The sequence below is a fragment of the Streptomyces sp. XY431 genome (assembly GCF_001279805.1).
GTDB classification, from domain to species: Bacteria; Actinomycetota; Actinomycetes; order Streptomycetales; family Streptomycetaceae; genus Kitasatospora; species Kitasatospora purpeofusca.
In genome coordinates this window covers 12,665-33,190 of sequence record NZ_LGDO01000458.1, presented here as the reverse complement: position 1 = coordinate 33,190, position 20,526 = coordinate 12,665, and the positions used below count along the sequence as shown (strand labels likewise).

Genomic DNA, 20,526 nt, shown 5'->3' with positions numbered 1-20,526 from the left:
GCTCAGTTGATTGTGGCGGTCTCGCGCCAGAGGTCGAGGAGCGCCTCGTCGCCGGAGTGCTCCACCCGCCCGGTCCCGGCGGGCAGCCGGTTCCAGAGCAGCAGGTAGAGGTCCCGGGCCGGGCCGGTGAGGGTCAGGTCGGCCGGGGCCTCGGTGAGCTCGACGGACAGCGGTTCCTCGCTGACCGTCAGCAGCCAGCGGCCGGGCCCGTCGGTCGTGCTGATCAGGACGGTGCGCGGCTGCTCGCTGCGGAGTCGGGAGCGGCCGCGGGACAGGAAGCCGCGCAGCAGTTCGTCGATGCCGTCGAGCGCGAGCTCGGGTGCGGTCGCCGGTCCCTCGGCGCCGGCGGCCGCGTCGGCGTCGATCCGGTGCACGGCCGTCTCGTGCGCCTGTCGGCGGGCCCAGAACGCGAGCGGGCTCGGGGCCGTCGGCAGGAAGGTCCAGCAGTCCAGGTCGGCCGGGGCGGCGAGGAGCGTGTCGACCAGCGCGCCGTGGCCCGCGCGGAACCAGTCGAGCAGGACGGCGTCGTCCGGCGTCTCCGCCCAGATCGCCTGCTGGCTCGCCTCGTCCATCGGCGTCGGCCGGCCGTCCCGGACGTGGGTGGTGGCCCAGCGGTGCACATGGCCGGTGTGGAGGACGAGGTCCCGCAGTCGCCACTCCGGGCAGGTCGGGACGGGAGCGTCGAGGTCGGTGCGGGCGGCGGCGTCCGCGAGCAGGCCGCCTTCGCGGCGCAGCGCGTCGAGGTGTGCGGTGATCTCCATGATCGGGAGTCTGGCAGCATCGGCGGTATTCGGACATGCGTTCCCATGAATGGCCAACGGAAATGTTGCGGGGCACGGGGGTGGGGGTGGCGCGGCTTCGGGTCGGCGACGGGCCGTGTGACCTTGGCCGCCTCGGCGCCGGGCGGACCGTACGGACCGGTAACGTGAGCGCATGTCGATCACGCGTTCCCTGTTCAGCGCCGTCCGGGCCGGCGGCCGGCGCGCTTCGGGGCGGCTCGTCCACCGGGGCTGGCAGTGGGTGCAGCGGGCCGGCGCGGTCTCCAGCGAGAACCCCGGGCCGTACCGCTTCGGCGAGCTCGGCGCGGGGACGAAGCTGAGCTTCCCGCTCGGCGCGGTCTTCAACGAGCAGTGGATCACCATCGGCCCGTTCTCGATCATCGGCGAACGGGTGACCATCAGCGCGGGCTTCCTCCCCGGCCTGGACCTCGGGCCCGAGCCGATCGTGCGGATCGGCGGCGGCTGCGTGATCGGCCGGGACAGCCACATCGTCGGCCACCAGTCGATCGTGCTGGGCGACGACGTGTGGACCGGTCCCGGCGTCTACATATCCGACCAGGCGCACGAGTACCGGGCGACGGACCTGCCGATCGGCAAGCAGTGGCCGCGCAACGAGCCGGTGGAGATCGGCTCCGGCAGCTGGATCGGCACCGGAGCGGTGATCCTCCCGGGTGCCCGGCTGGGCCGCAATGTGGTCGTCGCGGCCGGTTCCGTGGTGCGCGGCGAGGTGCCGGACCACACGGTGGTGGCGGGCGCGCCGGCCAGGGCCGTCCGCCGCTGGACGCAGGAGGAGGGCTGGCAGCCGCCGTTCCGCAACGAGCCGCCGCGGCCGCTGCCGGACGACCTGACCGCCGCGCAGCTGCGGGCGCTGGCGGGCTGGGACCTGCGGCTGCCGGGCGAGTCCGAGGTCTGACGCCGGGCAGCCGGGCAGCCGGGATCCAGCACCCAGGAGGCGGGCCCTAATTCGGTTGCCGCCGCTCCGCGGGGTCGGATAGGAAGCTCACATGCTTCGAGGCGAGAAGATCGGGCTGCGGGCCCGGCACGAGGACGACATCCCAGTACTGCTGACCGAGCTCCACGACGACGTGGCCAACTCCTCGCGGGTCGAGAGCGCACCGTGGCGGCCGATCCCGCCCGGCGCGAAGGAGTCCCGGGTCTCACTGGACCGCACGGACGACGCGATCGTGCCGTTCTCCGTGGTGGATCTCGAAGACGGCGCGCTCCTCGGCAGCGCGAGCCTGTGGGGCATCGACAACCACAACCGCTCCGCGCACCTCGGCCTCGGACTGCGCCCCTCCGCCCGGGGTCGGGGTCACGGCACCGAGGCGGTCGCGGTGCTGTGCCACTACGGCTTCGTCGTGCGCGGCCTGCGGCGGCTGCAGGTCGAGACCCTTGAGGACAACGCCGCGATGCTGCGCGCCGCCGAGGGCAACGGCTTCGTCCGGGAGGGCGTGCTGCGCTCCTCCGCCTGGGTGATGGGCGAGTTCCTGGACGAGGTGCTGCTCGGCCTGCTGGTCCAGGACTGGAAGGCCCGGGGCTAAGGGGCGGTCCGGGTGCCCAGGGCGTGTCCTGCGGCGGCGCGTTCGGCGTCGCGGGCGGCGAGGGCGGCCGTGATCCGGGGCAGGTCGGCGGGCCGGGTGGGGTCCAGGCCGGTGCGGACGGCGATCCGCCGGAGCCGGTAGTCCACGGTGTTGGGGTGCAGGTGGAGCACCTGGGCGGTGTGGCGTCTGCTGAGACCCCCGGCGAGGTGCACCCGTAGGGTGGTGAGCAGTTCGCCCGCGTCGTCCAGCGGGGCGAGCAGTGCCGCGAGCCGCGACCGGGCCCGGCTGGGCCGGCTGAGCTGGTACTCGACCAGGAGGTCGTCCAGCCGGTGCAGCCCGGGCGCCCGTCCCACCGCCAGGGCCACCTCGAGGACCTCCGCCGCGAGCGCGGCCGCCGCCGGGACCTCGGCGGGCACCGAGGCCGACCCGCCCGCCCGGACGGTGACGCCGGCCGCGCGCGCGACGCGCCGCAGGGTCTCGGCCAGCCGCTCCCAGACCTGCTCGGGCACGGCCTCCGGGTCGTGCTCCAGCGGAACCAGCACCACACCGCCGCCGGCGGTGAGCGCGGACAGCGCCGACTGCCGGGTGGCGTGGTCGAGTTCGGTGCGCAGCCGGCGCAGCTTGCGGTGCCCCGCCACCGCCCGGTCGACGTCCGGGGAGCGCTCGTCGGGGTGCTCGGCGACGGCGAGGCGCAGCACCGCGTACGCGGGCGGCAGGCCGATCCCGGCCCGGGCGGCCGCCGACTCGGCCTCGGCCCGCGCGCCGTCCAGCAGCGCGGTGACCAGGGCCCCTCGGGCGGCCCGCCGTTCGGCGGCATCGCCGTGGCCCTCCTCCAGGTAGCCGGCGCAGGTCGCGGCGGCGGCCCGGCGCAGGTGGTTGAGCATCAGCCGGTTGAGCAGCAGCAGGTCGGCGGCGTCGCCGTCGTCGGCGTGGCGGGTGATCAGCTCCCAGCAGACCTCCAGACCGAGGTGGTGGGCGAACAGCACGGCGTCCAGCGGCACGCCCTCCTCGGCGCGCCGGGCGGCGGCTTCCCGGACGGCGGTGAACTCGCCCTCGGGGGCGGGCAGTCCGGTGCGGACGGCGTGGGCGAGGGCGCGGATCCGGCGGGCGGCGACCGGGACCAGTTCGCCGGTGGCCAGTTCGCGGGGGAAGCGGCGGTAGGCCGGCACCCGGTCCAGCAGTGCGGCGACCACGGCCTCGGCCAACTCCGGTACGGCGCTCAGCAGACGTTGGTCGGCGGCGGTGCCGCCGATCACCGGGATCCGCCAACCGGCTGCGGTGGGGGGTGAATTGTGACCGGTCACAGAGAACTCCGTCGAGGTCTGGAAGCCGTCCGAGGCCCAGGTCGGAGGGGCGACCGCAGGATGGAGGCACTCGGGTTACCTGTTGGTAACAAACTTCCGCTCCGGAGGCAACCGTTGAGAACCCCACTTCTCCGCTCCGCCGCAAGGCCGTTGCGCCGCAAGCTCCTTGGGGCTGCTGGTGCGGCGCTCCTGGCCGGCGCACTGCTCGCCGGCACCCCCGCCGGTGCGGCCCGGGCGGCGGACGCGACCCCCACCGCGCCCGCCGCCGCTGCCTCCGCCCAGGCCGCGGTCCCGGCCGCCGCGGGTCAACTCCCGCCCGACGGTGACACGGTGGCCTCGCCGCCCGGAGCCAACGACTGGACCTGCCGGCCGACCGCCGCCCACCCGAACCCGGTGGTCCTGGTGCACGGCACCTTCGCCAACCGGTACGAGAACTGGCTGGTGCTCTCGCCGCTGCTGAAGAGCCTGGGCTACTGCGTCTTCGCCCTGGACTACGGCACGGTCCCCGGCATCACCTCGTCCGGCAGCGGGCTGCTGCTGCCGATCGGCGGGCTCGGCCCGGTCACCGACTCGGCGGCCCAACTCGGGCGCTTCGTCGACCTGGTGCGCGGGGCGACCGGCGCGGCCGAGGTCGACCTCGTCGGCCACTCGCAGGGCGGCATGCTGCCGAACTACTACCTGAAGTTCCTCGGCGGCGCGGCCAAGGTCGGCAAGCTGGTCGCCCTCGCGCCGTCCAACCACGGCACCACGCTGGACGGCATCACCAACCTCGCCCCGTACTTCCCGCGGGTCGCCGAACTGATCTACACGGCCTGCGCGGCCTGCCGCGACCAGGCGGTCGGCTCCGACTTCAACCGGCGGATGGCCACCCGGCCGGACACCGTCCCCGGCGTGCGCTACACCGTGATCTCCACGGTCTACGACGAGGTCGTCACGCCCTACCGGAGCCAGTTCCTGGACGGTGCGGGCGGCGCCGGTACGGCGGCCGTGGACAACGAGGTGCTCCAGGCGCACTGCCCGCTGTCGCTCGCCGAGCACGTGGCCGTCGCCTTCACGCCCACCGCGCTGCACCTGGTCACCAACGCGCTCGACCCGGCCCACGCCACCCCGGTGCTCTGCGGCTGAGGCCGCTGCTCGGGAGGACCCTGCGACCCGACTCCCCCTGGTGCGGGGGAGTCGGGCCGTGCGTGTTCCGGCCGGATCGGACGGGTGGCCCGCCTGCGGCGCTGCGGCCGGTCGTCCGCTCTCCCAACCACCCTCCGTGGACGGACCGTTGGCGTGATCTTCACCCCGCCTTGTTGACCTTGCTCATGTCGCACCCGAAGCTTTCACGCGGCCCGCACAACTGTCGCGTCCTCGTCACCACGATTCCCGGACAGGCGGGTCTGCCCGGTCTCCCTCGTCGTAAGGACTTCCCCGTGCGCCGTATCGCCTCACTGTTCGCCACCGCCCTGCTCGCGGGAGCCGCCGCGCTCACCGCGCCGGCCGCCGCCGGTGCCGCCGAGAGCCCCGCGACTGCCCCCGCCCCGGCCCCCGCCGCGCTGTCCGCAACGACCGTCCCGGGCCCCGGCGGTGTCGGGAGCTGTCAGGACTACGGTGCGTCCGCCACCTGTACCGGCCTCGACCCGATGCAGACCTGGACCGTCGGGGGCACCTGCGCGACCTACGACTTCAACACCGGCTTCTACACCTACTCGCCGGCGTGGAACAGCTGGGTCACCGGCGACGGCACCACCTCCGCGGGCTGCTTCGGGTCGTCGATGTTGTGGTGGGGCAGCGGCGTCACGTTCGGGCCTGCCGTCCCGGCCGGTCCGGTCGGGCAGGTCACCGGTCTCGCGGGCAAGTGCCTGGACGTGCGCGGTGCCAGCACGGCCAACAAGACGCCCACCCAGATCTGGGACTGCCTCGGCAACGTGAACCAGCGGTGGCGGATCGGCACCGACGGCACCATCCGCGCCGTCGGCGTGTGCCTGGACATCTGGGACGGCCGCACCGGCAACGGCACCCAGGTGCACACCGGCCCGTGCAACGGCAACGTCGCCCAGCAGTGGTGGGTCCGCAGTGACGGCGCGATCGTCAACACCAAGTCCGGCCGCTGCCTGGACGTCCGGGACTTCAACAGCAGCAACGGCGCCATCGTGCAGATCTGGGACTGCAACGGCACCTCGAACCAGCTCTGGCACCTGCCCGTCTGACCCGACCGGGCCGCCCGGTCCCGGGGCCGCCCCGTACGGACGCCGTGAAGCAGCAGGCCGGACTGCACGCCGGCCTGCTGCAACCGGCTTCAGGGCTGCGGTCGGAAGGTCAGGACAGCGGTGGTGCCCGCGGGGTGGAACAGGTGGCTCGCCGGGGCGGTGAGCAGGGCGGCGTCGTAGCGGGCGAGGGCGGTGGCGCTGTCGAGGGTCGCGGTGCCGGAGAGGCAGACCAGCAGGACGGTGGCCCCGGCCGGGACCACGACCGGCCGCGGCCCGGTGACGAGGTCCAGCTCGGCGGTGGCCAGGCCGCGCCGGGTCATCACGTTGAAGTCGACCAGCGGGCCGCCCAGCAGCCGGCAGTCGGTGGCCGCGTCGCCGGAGAACGCGAACGGGCGGAACGGCGCGTCGACGACGTGCTCGGTGCCGTCCACGGTCAGGGCCATGCCCGGGCCCTCGACCAGGGTGATCACCCGGTCCACCCCGGGGAAGGCCGAGAACGGTCCGGCCGCCCCGACGTCGGCGAGGCTGACCCGCCACTGGAAGTCGTCCAGCCCCGAACCCGCCGGGTACCCGGCGACCTCCCTGGTCACCCCGCCGCCGTTGCGCCAGGCGGTGGCCGGGCGTTCGGCGGCGCGGAGGAGCTGGACCGGTCCGGTGCTGTTCGTCATGGCGCGATCCTTGCACGGGCCCGGCGGCGTGGGGGAGCCTCCCGGCGCGGACCCGGTGCGGACCCGGTGCGGACCCGGCGCGGCCTCAGGGCGGCTCGGTGCCGCTCAGTGCCGCCGGACGGCCAGCGGGAGCAGGGCGGCGACGACGGCCGCGGCCGCGACCGTGGTGAGGGCGAGCGGCAGGCTGGTCGCGTCGGCCAGGAAGCCGATCACCGGCGGGCCGATCAGCATGCCGCCGTACCCGAGCGTGGAGGCGAGGGCGACACCCCGGGGGCCGCCGGCGGCGCCGGCCTGGGCGATGGCGAGCGGGAAGAGGTTGGCCAGGCCGAGCCCGACCAGCACGAACCCGGCCAGGGCCAGCGGGACCAGCGGGGCGAGCGCGGCCAGCAGCATCCCGGCCGCCGCGGTGAACCCGCCGAGCAGCATCACCCGGTGCTGGCCGAGCCGCACGGACAGCCAGGTGCCGCCGATCCGCCCGGTGGTCATGGCGAGCGCGTAGGCCACGTAACCGGCGGCGGCCACCTGCGCGCCGGCGTGGACGTCGTCCGTCAGGTGCACGGTGGTCCAGTCGGCTATGGCGCCCTCGCCGTACGCGGTGCAGAGCGCGGTGAGGCCGAGCAGCAGGACCAGCACGCGACCGGCACCGGAGGCGCTGCCGGACGCGGTGCCGGACGCGGTGCCGCCGGAGGAGGACGCGGCGGCGGACGCGGTGCCGACCGGTCGCGCCGCGGGGCTGCGGAGCAGGGCGGCACCCGCGAGGGCGGTGACCGCGAGGCCGAGCAGTCCGGCGGCCGCGAGCCACTGGGCGGCCGTCAGGGTGCCGGCGAGCAGGCCGCCCGCTCCGGCGCCGAGCAGGCCGCCGAGGCTGTAGCCGGCGTGGAAGCTGGGCATGACGGGGCGTCCGAGCTCGCTCACGATCTCGACGGCGGCGCTGTTCATGGCGACGTTCGCACCGCCGTAACCGGCGCCGAAGAGCAGCAGGACGCCGCCGAGCGCGGGCACCGAGTGGGTGTGCGCGGGAAGCGGGACGGAGACCGCGAGCAGGGCGAGCGAGGCGACGGTGATCGGCCGGGAGCCGTAGCGCAGGCAGAGCCGGCTCACGACCGGCATGGTGGCCACGGCGCCCGCCGACACGCAGAGCAGGGCGAGGCCGAGCGCCCCGTGCGAGGCGCTGACCTGGTTGCGGATGTCGGGGATCCGGACGACCCAGGCGGCGAAGAGCAGGCCGTCGACGGCGAAGAAGGCGGTCAGGGCGAGCCGGGCGCCGCCCCAGGAGGAGAGGGCGGACGCAGGGAGGGTGCGGGATCGGGCGGCGTTGCTGCGAGACTGGGGGGACGGCCGGTCGGCGGGGGCATGGGGACGAATTTTGTTTCGGAGCGGCACAAAGTAAGAATAGGGACGTGCAGCTCTCACCTTCAAGTCCGAAGCCCGGGACCGGGGCCGAACTCGACGCGCAGCGCGACGCCCACCGCCGCGCGGCCCCCGACCGCGGCCGGACGCTGCTCGGTCCGGCGCTCCAGCTGATCCACACCGGCCAGACCCCGACCCGCTCGGCGCTCACCCGCGCGCTCGACGTCACCCGGGCCACGGCCGGTGCCGTCACCGCCGAACTGGAGGCGCTCGGGCTGATCACGGTCGACTCCCGCCCGGCCGGCGGTGGCCGCGGCCGCCCCTCGCACCGGCTCGCCATCGACCCCGCGGGCCCGGTGGTGGTCGCCGGACAGATCCACGCCGACGGGCTGAGCGTCACCCTGGCCGGCCTCGGCGGACTGCTCGACCCGCCGGTCCACCTGCCGCTGCCCGCCGCCACCGACCCGGTGCGGATGCTGCGCGCGGTGGCCCAGGCGGGCGCCGAACTCGCCCGCGCCACCGACCGCCGCTGCCTCGGCGCGGCGCTCGCCCTGCCGAACCCGGTCACCGAGCCGGACGGCACGGCACTGGCCGCGCTGCACTTCGCCTGGCCCAGCGGCACCCCCGTTGCGGACCTCTACGACGTCGAGGTGGGGCGCGCCGACCACGGTCCGAGGGCGCTCGACCCGCTGCCCACCTCGATCGCCAACGATGCCAACCTGGCCGCCCTCGCCGAGTACCGGCACGGCGCCGGCCGGGGCGCCCGGCACCTGCTGCTGGTCACCTCCGGCCACCGCGGGGTCGGCGGCGCGCTGGTCATCGACGGGCGGCTGCACACCGGCAGCGCCGGGCTCGCCCTGGAGGTCGGCCATCTGACCGTCGATCCGCAGGGCCGCCCCTGCCAGTGCGGCAACCGGGGCTGCCTCAACTCCGAGACCGACCCGGACGCGCTGTTCGCCGCCGCCGGTCTGACGCCGGACCCGGAGCGGCCGCTGCTCGACCAGGCCGGTGAGCTCTGCCGGGCCGCCGCCGTCGACGAGCGGGCCCGGGCGGCCGTGGAGCACGTCATCGACCGGCTGGGACTCGGCCTCGCCGGGGTCGCCAACATCCTCAACCCGGACCGGGTGGTGCTCAGCGGGCTGCACCGCGACCTCCTGGAGGCCGCGCCGGACCGGCTGCGGGCGGTGGTGGCCGACCGCAGCCTCTGGGGGCGCAGCGGCCGGGTGCCGATCGTCGGTGCCGAGCTGGCGCACAGCGCGCTGGCCGGCGCGGCGGAGCTGGGGTGGCGTCCGTACCTGGCCGACCCGCAGTCGGTGGGCGGGGTGGGCGGATAGCGGCCCGGCGGGGCAGGGCCGTCAAGCGGGGTCGACAAGCGGGGTCGACGGGCAGGGTCGACGGGCAGGGTCGACAGGCGGGGTCGACGGGCGGGGTCGACAGGCGGGGTCGATAAGAGAGGTCGGCAAGCGTCGATAAGCGGAGCCTGGGGCTACGCATAATGTCACTTATCGTGACACTCGTACACTCGTAGTGAGCGCATCGAAGGGGGGCTTCGAAGGACTCGCACGAGGAGAGTGGCAGGCCATGGGGACCGAACCGACCGTCGACGTCGACCGTACCGACCCGGAGTACCGGAGCTGGCTCAAGGAGGCGGTCCGCAAGGTCCACGCGGACGCGAACCGCTCGGCCGACACCCACCTGCTGCGCTTCCCGCTGCCCGCCGAGTGGGGCATCGACCTCTACCTCAAGGACGAGTCCACCCACCCCACCGGCTCGCTCAAGCACCGGCTGGCGCGCTCGCTCTTCCTCTACGGGCTCTGCAACGGCTGGATCCGCCCCGGCAAGCCGGTCATCGAGGCGTCCAGCGGCTCCACCGCCGTCTCCGAGGCGTACTTCGCCCAGCTGGTCGGGGTGCCGTTCATCGCGGTGATGGCCAAGTCCACCAGCCAGGCCAAGATCGACCTGATCGAGTTCCACGGCGGCGAGTGCCACCTGGTGGACCGGCCCGACGAGGTCTACGAGGCCTCGGCCCGGCTCGCCGAGGAGACCGGCGGCCACTACATGGACCAGTTCACCTATGCCGAGCGGGCCACCGACTGGCGCGGCAACAACAACATCGCCGAGTCGGTCTTCGCCCAGCTGCGCCTGGAGCCGCACCCCGAGCCGGCCTGGATCGTGGCCACCGCCGGCACCGGCGGCACCTCGGCGACCATCGCCCGCTACGTCCACTACATGCAGTACGACACCCGGATCTGCGTCGCGGACCCGGAGAACTCCTGTTTCTTCGACGGCTGGGTGCGGGAGGACCCGGACGCCGTGTGCGACCGGGGCTCGCGGATCGAGGGGATCGGACGGCCCCGGATGGAGCCGAGCTTCGTGCCCGGGGCGATCGACCGGATGATGAAGGTCCCGGACGCCGCCTCGATCGCCGCCGTCCGGGTGCTGGACGGGGTGCTCGGCCGGAAGGCGGGCGCGTCCACCGGGACCGGGCTGTGGAGCGCGCTGCGGATCGTCGCCGAGATGCGGTCGGCGGGGGAGCGCGGCAGCGTGGTCACCCTGCTCTGCGACCCGGGCGACCGCTACCTCGACAAGTACTACGCGGACGAGTGGCTGGCGGGGGAGCGCATCGACATCGCGCCCTACCGGGCCGGGCTGGAAGCCTTCCTGGCCGGCGGCGCCTGGACGGGCTGACCGGCGGCGGCCGTCCCCCACCGCCCTCCCGCGCTACGGCAGTCGGGGCGCGGGAAGGTCGGTGGGGACGAGCAGTTGGAGGTCCTCGGTGGACGGGTCGTCGAGCTGCGCAACCCGCATGGCGTGCCGCTCCACCATGGTCTCGAAGACCTGGCGGGCGGTCCGGCCGTTGCCGAAGGCGGGACCGCGCTCGATGCCGGCGAAGTGCTCCAGCAGCGCCAGTGCGGTGGCGTCGGCCAGCGCGTACTCGTGCTCGGCGCACTGGGCGCGGGCGATCTCCAGCAGCTCCTCGGCCGAGTAGTCGGGGAAGGTGACGGTCCGGGAGAAGCGGGAGGAGACCCCGGGGTTGGCGGACAGGAACCGCTCCATCTCGGTGGTGTAGCCGGCCACGATGACCACCACCTCGTCCCGGTGGTCCTCCATCAGCTTCACCAGGGTGTCGATCGCCTCCCGGCCGAAGTCGCGGGCGCCGTCCTCGGGTGCGAGCGCGTACGCCTCGTCGATGAAGAGCACCCCGCCGCGGGCCCGGTCGAAGGCGGCGGCGGTGCGGATCGCGGTAGAGCCGATGTGCTCGCCGACCAGGTCCACCCGGGCCACCTCGACCAGGTGCCCGCGCTGGAGCACCCCGAGCGAGGCGAGGATCTCGCCGTAGAGCCGTGCCACCGTGGTCTTGCCGGTGCCGGGGGCGCCGGTGAAGACCAGGTGGCGGCGGAGCGAGGGAGCCTTGAGGCCGGCCTGCCGGCGCCGCCGGCCGACCGAGATGAGGTCGATCAGGGTCCGGACCTCCTGCTTGACGGTGGCCAGGCCGACCAGCCCGTCGAGTTCGGCCAGCGCCTCGTCGGCGGGCCGGCAGTCCGGGATCGGCCCGATCACCGCGGGCGCGGCGGAGGCCAAGGATCCTGCGGCAGTGGCGAGTTGGACGCGCGGCCCGGGGATCTCGGTGGCCGGCGACGGCAGCGCCGCCACATCGTCCGAGGTGCAGCCCTCCACCACCGGGCCGGGCTCGGAGAATTCGAAGCCGGCCCGCTCGTTCTGCTCGGCCCGGCAGCGCGTCAGCACCGTGCGGCAGCCGTCGATGATGTGGAAGCCGAAGCCCTTGCCGTGCGAGACCCGGCAGTCCTCGAAGGTGCCCCGGCCCTGGGCGGAGACGTAGACGCCGGCGTCCGAGCCGGCCCGGACCGTGCAGTCCCGGAACACCGGGTCGGCGCCCTTGGTGACGATCACTCCGGTCGCCACGTCGGAGATCTCGCACTTGGTCAGCAGGCCGCCGCTGCCGTGGTCGCGGAACCACAGCCCGGTGCCCGCCTCCTGCACCCGGCAGCCGCTGAGCGTCACCGTGGCGCCACCGCTGACCGACACCGCCGAGCTGCGGATCCGGCTGAACGAGCAGCCCTCGGCGACGGCGGCGGAGTCGCGGTCCAGTACGAACAGGGCGTCCGGCAGGTCGTGCAGGGCGCAGTCGGTGAGGGCGAGCCGGGCGCCGTCGCTGACCCACAGCGCCGGGTACTCGCCGTTCGAGCCGTGGATCTCGCAGGACTCGGCGCTCGCCTCGGTGCCCTGGTCCCAGACCGAGAGCGCGCCGCGCCCGAAGTCCCGCACCGTGGAGTGGGCGAGGCTGAGCCGGGCCCGGCCGCGCAGGTCGGCCGCGTTCTCCGGCAGGTCGTGCACCCGGCAGCCGGTCAGGACGAGTTCGGCCTCGCCGTCGAGGGTGAGGCCGTTGCCGGTGACCCGGTGGATGTCGCAGTCGACCAGCCGCCCGGCGGCCTGGGCCTCGGCCTGCACCCCGCTGCCGCGGATCTCGTAGATCTCGCAGCCGGTCAACTCGGCGGCGCTGCCCGGGTCGGAGAGCAGGACGCCCGCGCCGGTCGCGTGGTGCACCCGGCAGCGCTCCAGTGCGACGGTCGCGCCGCCGAGCACGGCGAGCCCGGCCTGGCCGGCGGCGGACACCTCGCAGTCCTCGAACGCCGCCGCGGTGCCGGGGCCGCGCAGCCGCAGTCCGAGTCCGTCCGGATTGGCCACCACACAGCCCTTGAGGGTCGGCCGGGCGCCGTCGGTGATCTCGACCCCGGCGGCGGAGCGGGTCTCGACCCGCAGGCCGGTGAAGGAGGGGGACGCGTCCGCGCCGGACACCAGCACGGCGGGGGAGGACCGGTCGCTGCCCTCGATCACCAGGTCCCGGACGGTGGCCGAGGCCGTCACGGTGAGCGGGACGCCGCCGGGAGGGTCGATCCGGACGGTGCCGGGGCCCTGGGCGGGGACGATCGTGACCGCCTTGTCCACGACCACGTTCTCCCGGAAGGTGCCCGACCGCACGGTCACCGTGTCGCCGGGTTCGGCGGCCGCCAGGGCCTCGGTGAGCGTGTCGTACTCGCCGGCGCGGCGCCGCCAGCGGGATGCGCTGTCCTGGGTGACCCGGACCCTGTGCTCAGCCATGACGGTTTGTTGTCCCCACCTTCATCGAGCCGGCGATCTGCGGACCGGACGCACGCGGGCGCCGTTCGCCCGGACGCGGCGCACGGGGTGCGCGGGTCGTCCGCCCACCGTAGCGCGCCCGCACGGATGCTCCCGCCCGTTCGGTGCCGCCCGGTGGCGGGCGGGGCCGGGCGCCGTCGCGGGTTCACCACATGCTTCAACGAGTGCGCACAGTTCCGGTTCCGGGACGCGGGTGCGGAACCGGCCGGGGGCCGGTGGGGCGCCGGTGGCGGAGCAGCGGTTGTGGGGCCGGCGGGGAGCCCCGGGCGCGGGAAACGCGCGCGGGAACCGGCGCGTGGGCGCCGGCCCCGTGCGCCGGGAGCGCCCGGCCGACCCCGGCCGCTGGCCCCGGCCGCCGCACCCGACCGCCGTGAGCGGCGGCCGGGCGGGCCGGTCGGTCAGAACAGCCGGTCGGTCAGAGCAGCCGGTCGGTCAGTGCAGCCCGTCGGTCAGAGCACCCGGTCGGACGGCCACTCCATGCCGCCCTCCAGTACCTCGACCTCGTCACCGAGTCGCAGCGTGCCCAGCGCATCGCCCTCGACGCCCGCCGGCCGCTCCGGAATCAGGTTCTGCCCGAACGCGGCCTTCTTCAGCAGCCGGTGGTGCCGGGCCAGGGTGCGCAGCGGCTCCGGGCCGCGCCGCTCGCCGCTCTCCTGGTCGGTGGTGGTGACCACGCAGCGCCCGCACGGCTTGACCACCCGGAAGGTCAGTCCGCCGATCCGGATCCGGCGCCAGCCGTCCTCGGCCCAGGCGTCGCTGCCGGAGACCACCACATTGGGGCGGAACCGCTCCATCGGCAGGGTCTCGTGGCCGTCCGGCTGCGCCTCGGCGATCAGGGCGTTGAGCTCGGCCAGCGAGGCGGTGGTGGTGAGCAGCAGCGGGAAGCCGTCGGCCATCGAGACGGTGTCGCCCGGCGAGGAGAAGTCCGGGTCGACGGGCCGGGCGCGCGGGTCGTCCAGGTGCACCAGCCGGTAGTCGCCGAGCTGCTCGGCGATCCACAGCTGGGCCTCCTTCCCGGCCTCGGCGGCGTGGAAGCGGGTGCCCCAGACCTCGACGTCGGCGAGCTGGTCGCCGACCGCGACCGAGGGGGCGGGGATCTCGGCGCGGGAACCGCCGGGCGTGGTGAGCACCAGGGAGCCGGCGGCGGTGAGCTCGGTGCGGACCTGGCCGAGGGCCGGGTTCTCGCGTTGGCTGACGAAGCGGCCGTTGGCGTCGGCGAGCATCCAGCGGCGGTCGCCGGCCAGGCCCCACGGTTCGACGCGGGCGCTCTCGGGGCTCAGGCGGTACATGGACTTGACGGGGTAGACGTGGAGTCCGGTGAGCTGCATCCCTCCATCCTGCCAGCCCCGCTCGAACCGGCCGCAGGTGAGTCCGGCGTCGTTCGCGGACCTGCGGTCCGGTCCGCGCAGCCGGATCGCGCGGTCGGACCGTGACCGGACCCGTGCGGCCGGAAGACGCCGGGGGCGGTGCCGCGACAGGCTGCCCCGACACGCTGCCCGAACGCGCACGGACCGCCCGGAACGCCTGGGTGGGGCGGCGTTCCGGGCGGTCCGTGGATGACCCGTTCTCCGTACGCCCGGCGTCGTTCGGTGCGCGCCGGGTGGTGCTCAGGTGGTGCGGGTCCGGGCCGGGTGGGGGTCCGGTCCGGGGTGGTGTCAGTAGCCCTGCGCCTGCGGCTGGTAGCCCTGCTGGTACTGGCCGTGCTCGCCGTACGGGCCGGGCCGCTGCGGCTGCATCGGGCGGACCGGGGCGACCGGGGTGACGGCCGGACGCAGCTGGGCGCCGCCGAAGGACTGGTCGGCCGAGCCGCCGAAGCCGCCCTGGTGGCCGCCCTGGCCGCCGAAGCCCTGCTGGCCGCCGAACGACTGCTGACCGCCGAAGGACTGCGGGCCGCCCTGGGGCTGGCCGGCCGCGCCGTGCGGACCGGCCGGCTGCGCGCCGAAGGTCTGCTGTCCGCCGTTGCCGCCGACGAAGGTGTTCTGGCCGCCGAAGCTCTGGCCGCCGGAGGGCTGGTACCCGCCGGTGGAGGCCTGGGTGAAGCCCGGGGTCGGGGCCTGCGGGCGCTGGCCCGGCAGGTAGGGCTGCGGAGCGCCGTACCCGGGGACCGCCGGCTGGGGCGCGGCGGCGTACGCGGGGGCGGGCTGCGCCGGGATGTACGTGGTGGCCGGACCGGAGGGGGTGCTGCTCGGGCCGGGGCCCAGGGCGAGGCGGGCCGGCGGCAGGGCGGGGAGGTTGCCACCGGGACTGTCGTACCCGGAGCCGTACCGGTTCTCGTAGGACTGGCCGGGGAGGCCGGATCCGTAACCGGTCGACAGGGCCGGCGGCAGGGCGGCCGGCACATTGATGGGCGCGATCTGGGGGACACCGCGCTCTGCGACGAGGCTGTCGTAGATGGGCGTGCCGGAGGAGAAGGACGGAGAGGGGTAGCCGACTCCGTCGTAGGAGCGGGGCGAGGTCATGGGGCATACGGTAAGCCCACAACGAGCCTACTGAGGAGACTGGGAGGCGGAGCAGTTCGAGTGTTTACACAAGCTTCGCTCGAACAAAGGTTTCGAAAGTAGTAAGAACGGACAAATTGGCGATGACTTCAGGCCACCCGCCGCCCGCTCCGGAGGCTCGAACGGGGGCCGGACGCGGCCACCGAAGCCCCGTGCGGTGACGGGGCGGTGGACGGTTCGGGGACTGTCGAAGAAACTTCTGCGGGCAGGGCGTGTACCGGCGCATTCGAGCCCCCGCCGACGGCGCGGTGGGGGCTCGTGAATGTTTCGGGGATAAAGTCCCCATCAGAGCTTTCGCGGGGTTTGTCCGGACAGGGGAGGGGCCGGGTCCGGGCCGCCCGGGGCCGCTCGCGGCCGGTCGGAGCCGCTGAACGCCACTGGAACGCCCCCGACTTGCCGCGACCTGCCGCCGACCTGGTCCCGACCTGCCGCCGGATCGCCGCCGGAACGCCTTCGGACCGCCTTCGGACCGTCGCCCGGTGGCCACCGAACCGCCACCGGGCTGTCGTCCGCGTCCGCTCAGTGCACCGGGGCCGGCCGGGGAGCGCTGCCGTTCTGGGCGGGGAAGCCCGGCAGACCGGCCACCTCGGAGGTGCAGAACGAGCAGCGCACCGCCGCGACCGGGATCTTGCTCAGGCACTCCGGGCAGTCCGCCTTGGCGACCGGCGCCGGCTTGTCCCCGTCGAGCCGCGCCTGGAGCTTGCCGACCGGCACCACCACGATGAAGTAGATCACCGCGGCGACCAGCAGGAAGCTGATCAGCGCGTTGATGAAGACGCCGTACGGGAACCGGGTGCCGGCCACCTCGAAGGTCTTCAGGGTGAAGTCGCCGACCGCACCGGTCGCGACCCCGATCAGCGGCGTGAGGAAGGCCGTCACGAACCCGGTGACCACGGCCGTGAAGGCCGCGCCGATCACGATGCCGACCGCCAGGTCGACGACGTTTCCACGCAGCAGGAAGCTGCGGAATCCCTTGAGCACCGGGAACTCCAAATCCGTACGGGGGAAGGTGGGATGGGACCACGGGCCCCGGCCGGACATCCTGCCGACCGGGAGTACCCGCGGTCCAACCGCGTTCACCCGATCCGCGTAACGGCGACGCGGTCCGGTGCGGTCGGCTCAGGCGGAGCGCAGACGCTCCGCGTACGGCTGGATCCGGGCCACCGCCTCGGCGATCCGGCGCACCGTCGGCGCGTCCATCTGGGACCACAGCGGCACGGTGAGCACCGAGTCGGCGAGCCGGTCGGTGAGCGGCAGCGCCTCGGCCTGGCCGAGGTGGGCGTAGGCCCGCTGGCGCTGCACCGGCGGGTGGAAGTAGCGCCGCGAGTCGATCCCCTCCGCCTGCAGGGCGTCGGCGAGTTGACGCGAGTCGAGGCCGAACGCGGCGGCGTCCAGGATCAGCGTGAGGTCCTTGAAGGTGGAGGTGTCGCCCTCCTCCGGCAGGGCGAGTCGCAGCCCAGGGAGGCCGGCCGTGACGGCGGCGAACTCGGCCACCAGTGCGCCCCGGTGGGCCACCCGTTCGGGCAGTCCGGCCAGCCAGTTGAGGCCGACGGCGGCGTGCAGTTCGCTCATCCGGGCGTTCAGGCCGGGGAACAGCGTGTCGTAGTCGCCGGGGTTGCCGTAGTCGCGGGCGGTGCGCAGCCGCCGGGCGAGCGCGGCGTCCCGGGTGGCGACCAGGCCGCCCTCGCCGGCCACCGCGACCTTGGTGGGGCTCATCGAGAACACCTCGGCGTAGCCGAAGTTGCCGATCGGCACCCCCTTGCGGCGGCTGCCGAAGCCGTGCGCGGAGTCGTACACCAGCGGCACCCCGGCGGCGTCGGCGACCTCCTGGAGGCGCTCGACCTGGCAGGGCGTGCCGTAGACGTGGGTGGCCATGAGCGCGGCCGGGCGGTCGGCGGCGGCCAGCCGGGCGGCGGCGTCCTCCGGGTCGAGGGTGATGTCCCGCTCGCGGGCCTCGGCGAACACCGGGGTGCCGCCGGCCCAGTGCGCGGCGTGCGCGGTGGCGGAGAAGGTGAATCCGGGCATCACCACCGCGCGTCCGCCGTCCACCTCGGCGGCCTGGAGCACCAGCATCAGTCCGGTCGTGCAGTTGGAGACCGCCACCACGTGCGGCACCTCCAGCAGCGCGGCCGCGGCCTCCTCGAGTTCGGCGACGGTGCGGCCGTTGGTGAGCTGTCCGCTGTCGAGCACGGTGCCGAGCCGCTCCAGCAGCGCGGCGCGGTCGGGCACCTGGACCCGGGTGAGCGGCAGCCCGTCGGGGAAGGCGGGAGTGCCGCCGAGGGCGGCGGGCAGGGCAAGGGTGTCGGTGGTCATGGCGCGGTCGATCCCCCCTGGGACGTTGACGGTGACGGTGACACGATGAACGGCGGTGCGGTGGAGGACGGTGCGGTGGTGGAGGACGGTGGGACGGTGACCCGGACCGCTGGTGCTGCCGCCGGGCCCCCCGGTGGCTCGGGCGTCCGCCGGGCGCCCCACTGCCCGGGCGAGACCCGCCAGACCGGTGGTGGCCGGCGGGCCGAGGTCCTCCCCCGGCTCGCGGTGGCGGCCGGGACGACCAGCAGCACCAGGGCGAGCGGCAGTACCTGGACCCGTTCGCGGGACAGGATGCCCATGTTGTTGATGGTCGAGAAGGCCCAGCAGAACAGCAGCGTGTAGACGGCGGCGAAGGCCACGTACGAGCGCTGCACGAACAGCCGGGGCAGCCGGGACAGCCGGGGCCAGGCCCGGACGAACATCACCAGCAGCGCGAAGCACTCCACCGACTGGATCAGGTTCTGGATGTTGGACGCCTCGAACGGGAACGGCCGGAACAGCACGCTGATCACCGCGACCGGCAGCCCCGCCGGATTGAGGCTGAACTGGGGCGAGGCGTCCTCGGGCGCGGTCGCGTTGATCATCGAATTGCCCTGGCTGGTACGTCTGGAGGTCTCCGAGAGCACCTGGTTGACGGCGTCGCCGCCGGTCCCGTCGGTGCCGAAGAAGGTCGAGACCTGCTGGAGCATCAGCACCGCCATCGCGCCCAGCACCACGGCGGTCAGGATGGTGCGCAGCGGCCCCAGTGCGCTGACCTGCTGCGGACGGCGGCGCAGCACGTACGCCACCATCAGCCCGGCCCCGGCCAGCGCGGTGACGTGCGGGCGGACCATCGCGGTGCCCACCGAGCCCAGCGCGATGCAGAAGAAGGCGCCGAACCGGCGGTCCAGCAGCCGCGCCGTGCCGTAGGTGGTGAGGCCCAGACAGAACATCATCCAGGCGTCCTTGCCGATGCTGGACGGCCAGAACAGCAGCGAGGGCAGGAAGAAGACCAGCTTGGCGTACTTGCGGGTGTCCGCCTCCGGGAAGGCGATCTGCAGCGCCCGCCAGAACAGCAGCAGGCCCCAGAAGCCCAGCCAGGAGAAGACCAGGAAGCCGCCGATCAGCGAGGGGCCGGTGATCGCGTACACGATGCCGGTGACGATGATGACGAAGCCGGTGCCGGCGACCTTCATGCCCAGGTCGTAGTGGACGCCGCCGAGCAGGTCGGCCTGGTCCAGGTAGGCGGCGAGCTCGCTGCCCTTCTGGTGGTACATCTTGGCGTCGGCCGCGCCCCCGTACAGCACGAAGGCCATCAGGTAGCGGGGGAAGGCGCAGAGCAGTTTGGCGGTCATCGCCAGCAGCAGCAGCCGGAAGACGTCCCGTTCGGGGTTGGCGGCCGCGATCCGGGCCAGCAGCGGGGTGCCGATCGCCATCAGCGCCGGGAGGATCAGCAGCGCGCCCCAGGTGTCGTACGAGGTGTGCGCCGAGGCGAGTACGAAGAGCGTGACGTAGCCGGTGACCAGGGCGGCGGCGAGGGCGGACGGCCAGGGGACGCGCCGGAGCACCGCCGTCGCGGCGCCCGCCGGGCCCGGTCCCCCGGGCGCCGCCGCCATCAGAACACCTCCAGGTCGCCGAGGCTGAACCGCCAGTCGGCCAGGGTGAGCGGGGTGGCGCCGGCCGGGGTGCGGGCGGCGAGGGTCATCCCGGTGCGCGGGGCCCGCAGGTAGCCGGCCCGCAGCGCCGCGTCGGCGGCCTCGGTGCCGGGGGAGAGGTGGGTGGCGACGTGGTCGCAGCCGGACTCGCGGGCGGCGGCGCGCAGCAGCCGGACGGCACTGTCCCGGTCGCCGGGGCGGACCACCAGGTCGGCGAGGGTGAACTCGGCCAGCGGGCCGCGCCGTCGGGGCCGGCCGACGGCCAGGCCGGTCAGTTCCTCGCCGCGGTGCACGGTGAGCACCCGGTAGTCCAGGCCGGGGGCCTCGCCGTACCGCCAGCGCAGGAACTCCGGGGTGCGGTGGACGGCGAGCCGGTGGTCGGCGGCGTCGGCGGCGGCGCGTTCGCGCAGCAGTTCGGCCAGCGGGCCGTGCGCGCCGGTCACCGCCGGATCGGCCAACCAGGCCCGGGCGGTGGGCAGTCGGCAGTCCGGGGGGCCGGTCGGTGCGGCGGCCGGACGGCGGGCGAGGGCGGCGCGCGCGCCCCGGGCGAAGGCGGCCGGGCGGACGGCGCGGACCGCGATCGGTACCCGGCCCAGCTCCTGCCAGCCCATCTTCCGGTAGCCGGGCAGGCTGTTGCCGTTGGGTGTGTTGAACACCAGCTCGGTGTCCCCGGCGACCTGGTCGAGCAGGTCCAGGGTGAGCCGGCGGAAGATGCCGCGGCCCTGGAAGTCGGGGTGGGTGGCGGTGTCCACGGGCCGGACGGCGTTGACCGGGCGGCCGTCCGCGCCGCCCGCCCGCCACTGCCAGCGCAGGAAGAGGCGGACCCCGGCCAGCCGGCCGTCGGCGGTCTCGGCGACCAGCCCGGGGCTGGCGCCGAAGGGATTGCGGAGGTGCTTCCAGGCGAAGAACTCGGCGGTGCGGGTGCCGGTGGGTCCACCCGCCAGGGAGGCGGTGAGCAGGTCGAGCACGGCGGGGAGGTCGGGCTCGGCCGGCGGGCGGAAGGTCAGCTCGGCGGGGGCGGGCAGGGCGCTCACGTCCGGACTCGCTCTCCCATCGGTGGTCGGGGGGTCAGCTCGGGGGGCAA

17 protein-coding genes are annotated in these 20,526 nt (G+C 74.6%); 6 read left to right on the top strand and 11 right to left on the bottom strand.

Annotation, left to right across the window (positions count from 1 at the left end; genetic code table 11):
• Window positions 1-2: 2 nt before the first annotated feature.
• Window positions 3-761 (bottom strand): maleylpyruvate isomerase family mycothiol-dependent enzyme, encoded by a 759-nt coding sequence (locus ADK60_RS29290; protein ID WP_053649906.1) that lies wholly within the window; start codon window positions 759-761, stop codon window positions 3-5.
• Between the two features lie 172 nt (window positions 762-933).
• Between ADK60_RS29290 and ADK60_RS29285 the strand changes: the two genes are divergently transcribed.
• Both ADK60_RS29285 and ADK60_RS29280 read left to right on the top strand, forming a co-directional pair.
• Complete coding sequence (locus tag ADK60_RS29285; protein WP_053649904.1) at window positions 934-1,692, top strand: acyltransferase; 759 nt, start codon at window positions 934-936, stop codon at window positions 1,690-1,692.
• 91 nt (window positions 1,693-1,783) lie between these two features.
• Complete coding sequence (locus ADK60_RS29280) at window positions 1,784-2,320, top strand: GNAT family N-acetyltransferase (RefSeq protein ID WP_053649902.1); 537 nt, start codon at window positions 1,784-1,786, stop codon at window positions 2,318-2,320.
• Here ADK60_RS29280 and ADK60_RS29275 read toward each other — a convergent pair.
• Window positions 2,317-3,624 carry a PucR family transcriptional regulator gene (locus ADK60_RS29275; protein ID WP_053649900.1) on the bottom strand — a complete coding sequence of 436 codons (1,308 nt, stop codon included), beginning with the start codon at window positions 3,622-3,624 and terminating at the stop codon, window positions 2,317-2,319. The genes ADK60_RS29280 and ADK60_RS29275 overlap by 4 nt on opposite strands.
• A gap of 201 nt (window positions 3,625-3,825) precedes the next feature.
• Between ADK60_RS29275 and ADK60_RS29270 the strand changes: the two genes are divergently transcribed.
• Both ADK60_RS29270 and ADK60_RS29265 read left to right on the top strand, forming a co-directional pair.
• Complete coding sequence (locus tag ADK60_RS29270) at window positions 3,826-4,749, top strand: esterase/lipase family protein (RefSeq protein ID WP_502687467.1); 924 nt, start codon at window positions 3,826-3,828, stop codon at window positions 4,747-4,749.
• Between the two features lie 293 nt (window positions 4,750-5,042).
• Window positions 5,043-5,819, top strand: a complete 777-nt coding sequence (locus ADK60_RS29265; protein ID WP_053649898.1) for a ricin-type beta-trefoil lectin domain protein — start codon at window positions 5,043-5,045, stop codon at window positions 5,817-5,819.
• An 89-nt stretch (window positions 5,820-5,908) separates the two neighbouring features.
• Here the strand turns inward: ADK60_RS29265 and ADK60_RS29260 are convergent, their stop codons facing one another.
• The gene (locus ADK60_RS29260; protein ID WP_053649896.1) at window positions 5,909-6,487 is read right to left on the bottom strand and encodes a HutD/Ves family protein; all 579 of its coding nucleotides are present in this window, start codon (window positions 6,485-6,487) and stop codon (window positions 5,909-5,911) included.
• A 105-nt stretch (window positions 6,488-6,592) separates the two neighbouring features.
• Entirely contained in the window at window positions 6,593-7,870 is a 1,278-nt protein-coding gene (locus tag ADK60_RS29255) for an MFS transporter (protein ID WP_053649894.1), read from the bottom strand.
• Between the two features lie 116 nt (window positions 7,871-7,986).
• Between ADK60_RS29255 and ADK60_RS29250 the strand changes: the two genes are divergently transcribed.
• Both ADK60_RS29250 and ADK60_RS29245 read left to right on the top strand, forming a co-directional pair.
• The gene (locus ADK60_RS29250) at window positions 7,987-9,171 is read left to right on the top strand and encodes an ROK family protein (RefSeq protein WP_053649930.1); all 1,185 of its coding nucleotides are present in this window, start codon (window positions 7,987-7,989) and stop codon (window positions 9,169-9,171) included.
• Between the two features lie 247 nt (window positions 9,172-9,418).
• Window positions 9,419-10,525, top strand: coding sequence for a PLP-dependent cysteine synthase family protein (locus ADK60_RS29245; protein WP_053649891.1), 1,107 nt, complete (start codon window positions 9,419-9,421; stop codon window positions 10,523-10,525).
• A gap of 33 nt (window positions 10,526-10,558) precedes the next feature.
• Here the strand turns inward: ADK60_RS29245 and ADK60_RS29240 are convergent, their stop codons facing one another.
• The 7 genes from ADK60_RS29240 to ADK60_RS29210 all read right to left on the bottom strand — a co-directional run bounded on the left by ADK60_RS29240 (window position 10,559) and on the right by ADK60_RS29210 (window position 20,476).
• On the bottom strand, window positions 10,559-12,958 hold the full coding sequence (locus tag ADK60_RS29240; protein WP_053649889.1) for a right-handed parallel beta-helix repeat-containing protein: 2,400 nt from the start codon (window positions 12,956-12,958) through the stop codon (window positions 10,559-10,561).
• 488 nt (window positions 12,959-13,446) lie between these two features.
• Entirely contained in the window at window positions 13,447-14,325 is an 879-nt protein-coding gene (locus ADK60_RS29235; RefSeq protein WP_053649888.1) for an MOSC domain-containing protein, read from the bottom strand.
• 327 nt (window positions 14,326-14,652) lie between these two features.
• Window positions 14,653-15,456: a DUF6643 family protein gene (locus ADK60_RS48520; RefSeq protein ID WP_052709453.1), complete on the bottom strand. Its 804-nt coding sequence runs from the start codon at window positions 15,454-15,456 to the stop codon at window positions 14,653-14,655.
• 558 nt (window positions 15,457-16,014) lie between these two features.
• Window positions 16,015-16,476 (bottom strand): large conductance mechanosensitive channel protein MscL, encoded by a 462-nt coding sequence (mscL, locus tag ADK60_RS29225; protein WP_045942774.1) that lies wholly within the window; start codon window positions 16,474-16,476, stop codon window positions 16,015-16,017.
• 138 nt (window positions 16,477-16,614) lie between these two features.
• Window positions 16,615-17,808, bottom strand: a complete 1,194-nt coding sequence (locus ADK60_RS29220) for a DegT/DnrJ/EryC1/StrS family aminotransferase (RefSeq protein ID WP_053649886.1) — start codon at window positions 17,806-17,808, stop codon at window positions 16,615-16,617.
• Window positions 17,805-19,403, bottom strand: coding sequence for a hypothetical protein (locus ADK60_RS29215; RefSeq protein ID WP_053649884.1), 1,599 nt, complete (start codon window positions 19,401-19,403; stop codon window positions 17,805-17,807). The genes ADK60_RS29220 and ADK60_RS29215 overlap by 4 nt, the downstream gene beginning before the upstream one ends.
• Window positions 19,403-20,476, bottom strand: coding sequence for a GNAT family N-acetyltransferase (locus ADK60_RS29210; RefSeq protein WP_063783288.1), 1,074 nt, complete (start codon window positions 20,474-20,476; stop codon window positions 19,403-19,405). Before ADK60_RS29210 ends, ADK60_RS29215 begins: the two co-directional genes overlap by 1 nt.
• Window positions 20,477-20,526 lie beyond the last annotated feature (50 nt).

Bases quoted from the DNA above. Each gene is read 5' to 3' on its own strand.
- ADK60_RS29290 (WP_053649906.1), bottom strand. From the start codon at position 761: ATGGAGATCACCGCACACCTCGACGCGCTGCGCCGCGAAGGCGGCCTG.
- ADK60_RS29285 (WP_053649904.1), top strand. From the start codon at position 934: ATGTCGATCACGCGTTCCCTGTTCAGCGCCGTCCGGGCCGGCGGCCGG.
- ADK60_RS29280 (WP_053649902.1), top strand. From the start codon at position 1,784: ATGCTTCGAGGCGAGAAGATCGGGCTGCGGGCCCGGCACGAGGACGAC.
- ADK60_RS29260 (WP_053649896.1), bottom strand. From the start codon at position 6,487: ATGACGAACAGCACCGGACCGGTCCAGCTCCTCCGCGCCGCCGAACGC.
- ADK60_RS29245 (WP_053649891.1), top strand. From the start codon at position 9,419: ATGGGGACCGAACCGACCGTCGACGTCGACCGTACCGACCCGGAGTAC.
- ADK60_RS29240 (WP_053649889.1), bottom strand. From the start codon at position 12,958: ATGGCTGAGCACAGGGTCCGGGTCACCCAGGACAGCGCATCCCGCTGG.
- ADK60_RS29235 (WP_053649888.1), bottom strand. From the start codon at position 14,325: ATGCAGCTCACCGGACTCCACGTCTACCCCGTCAAGTCCATGTACCGC.
- ADK60_RS48520 (WP_052709453.1), bottom strand. From the start codon at position 15,456: ATGACCTCGCCCCGCTCCTACGACGGAGTCGGCTACCCCTCTCCGTCC.
- ADK60_RS29220 (WP_053649886.1), bottom strand. From the start codon at position 17,808: ATGACCACCGACACCCTTGCCCTGCCCGCCGCCCTCGGCGGCACTCCC.
- ADK60_RS29215 (WP_053649884.1), bottom strand. From the start codon at position 19,403: ATGGCGGCGGCGCCCGGGGGACCGGGCCCGGCGGGCGCCGCGACGGCG.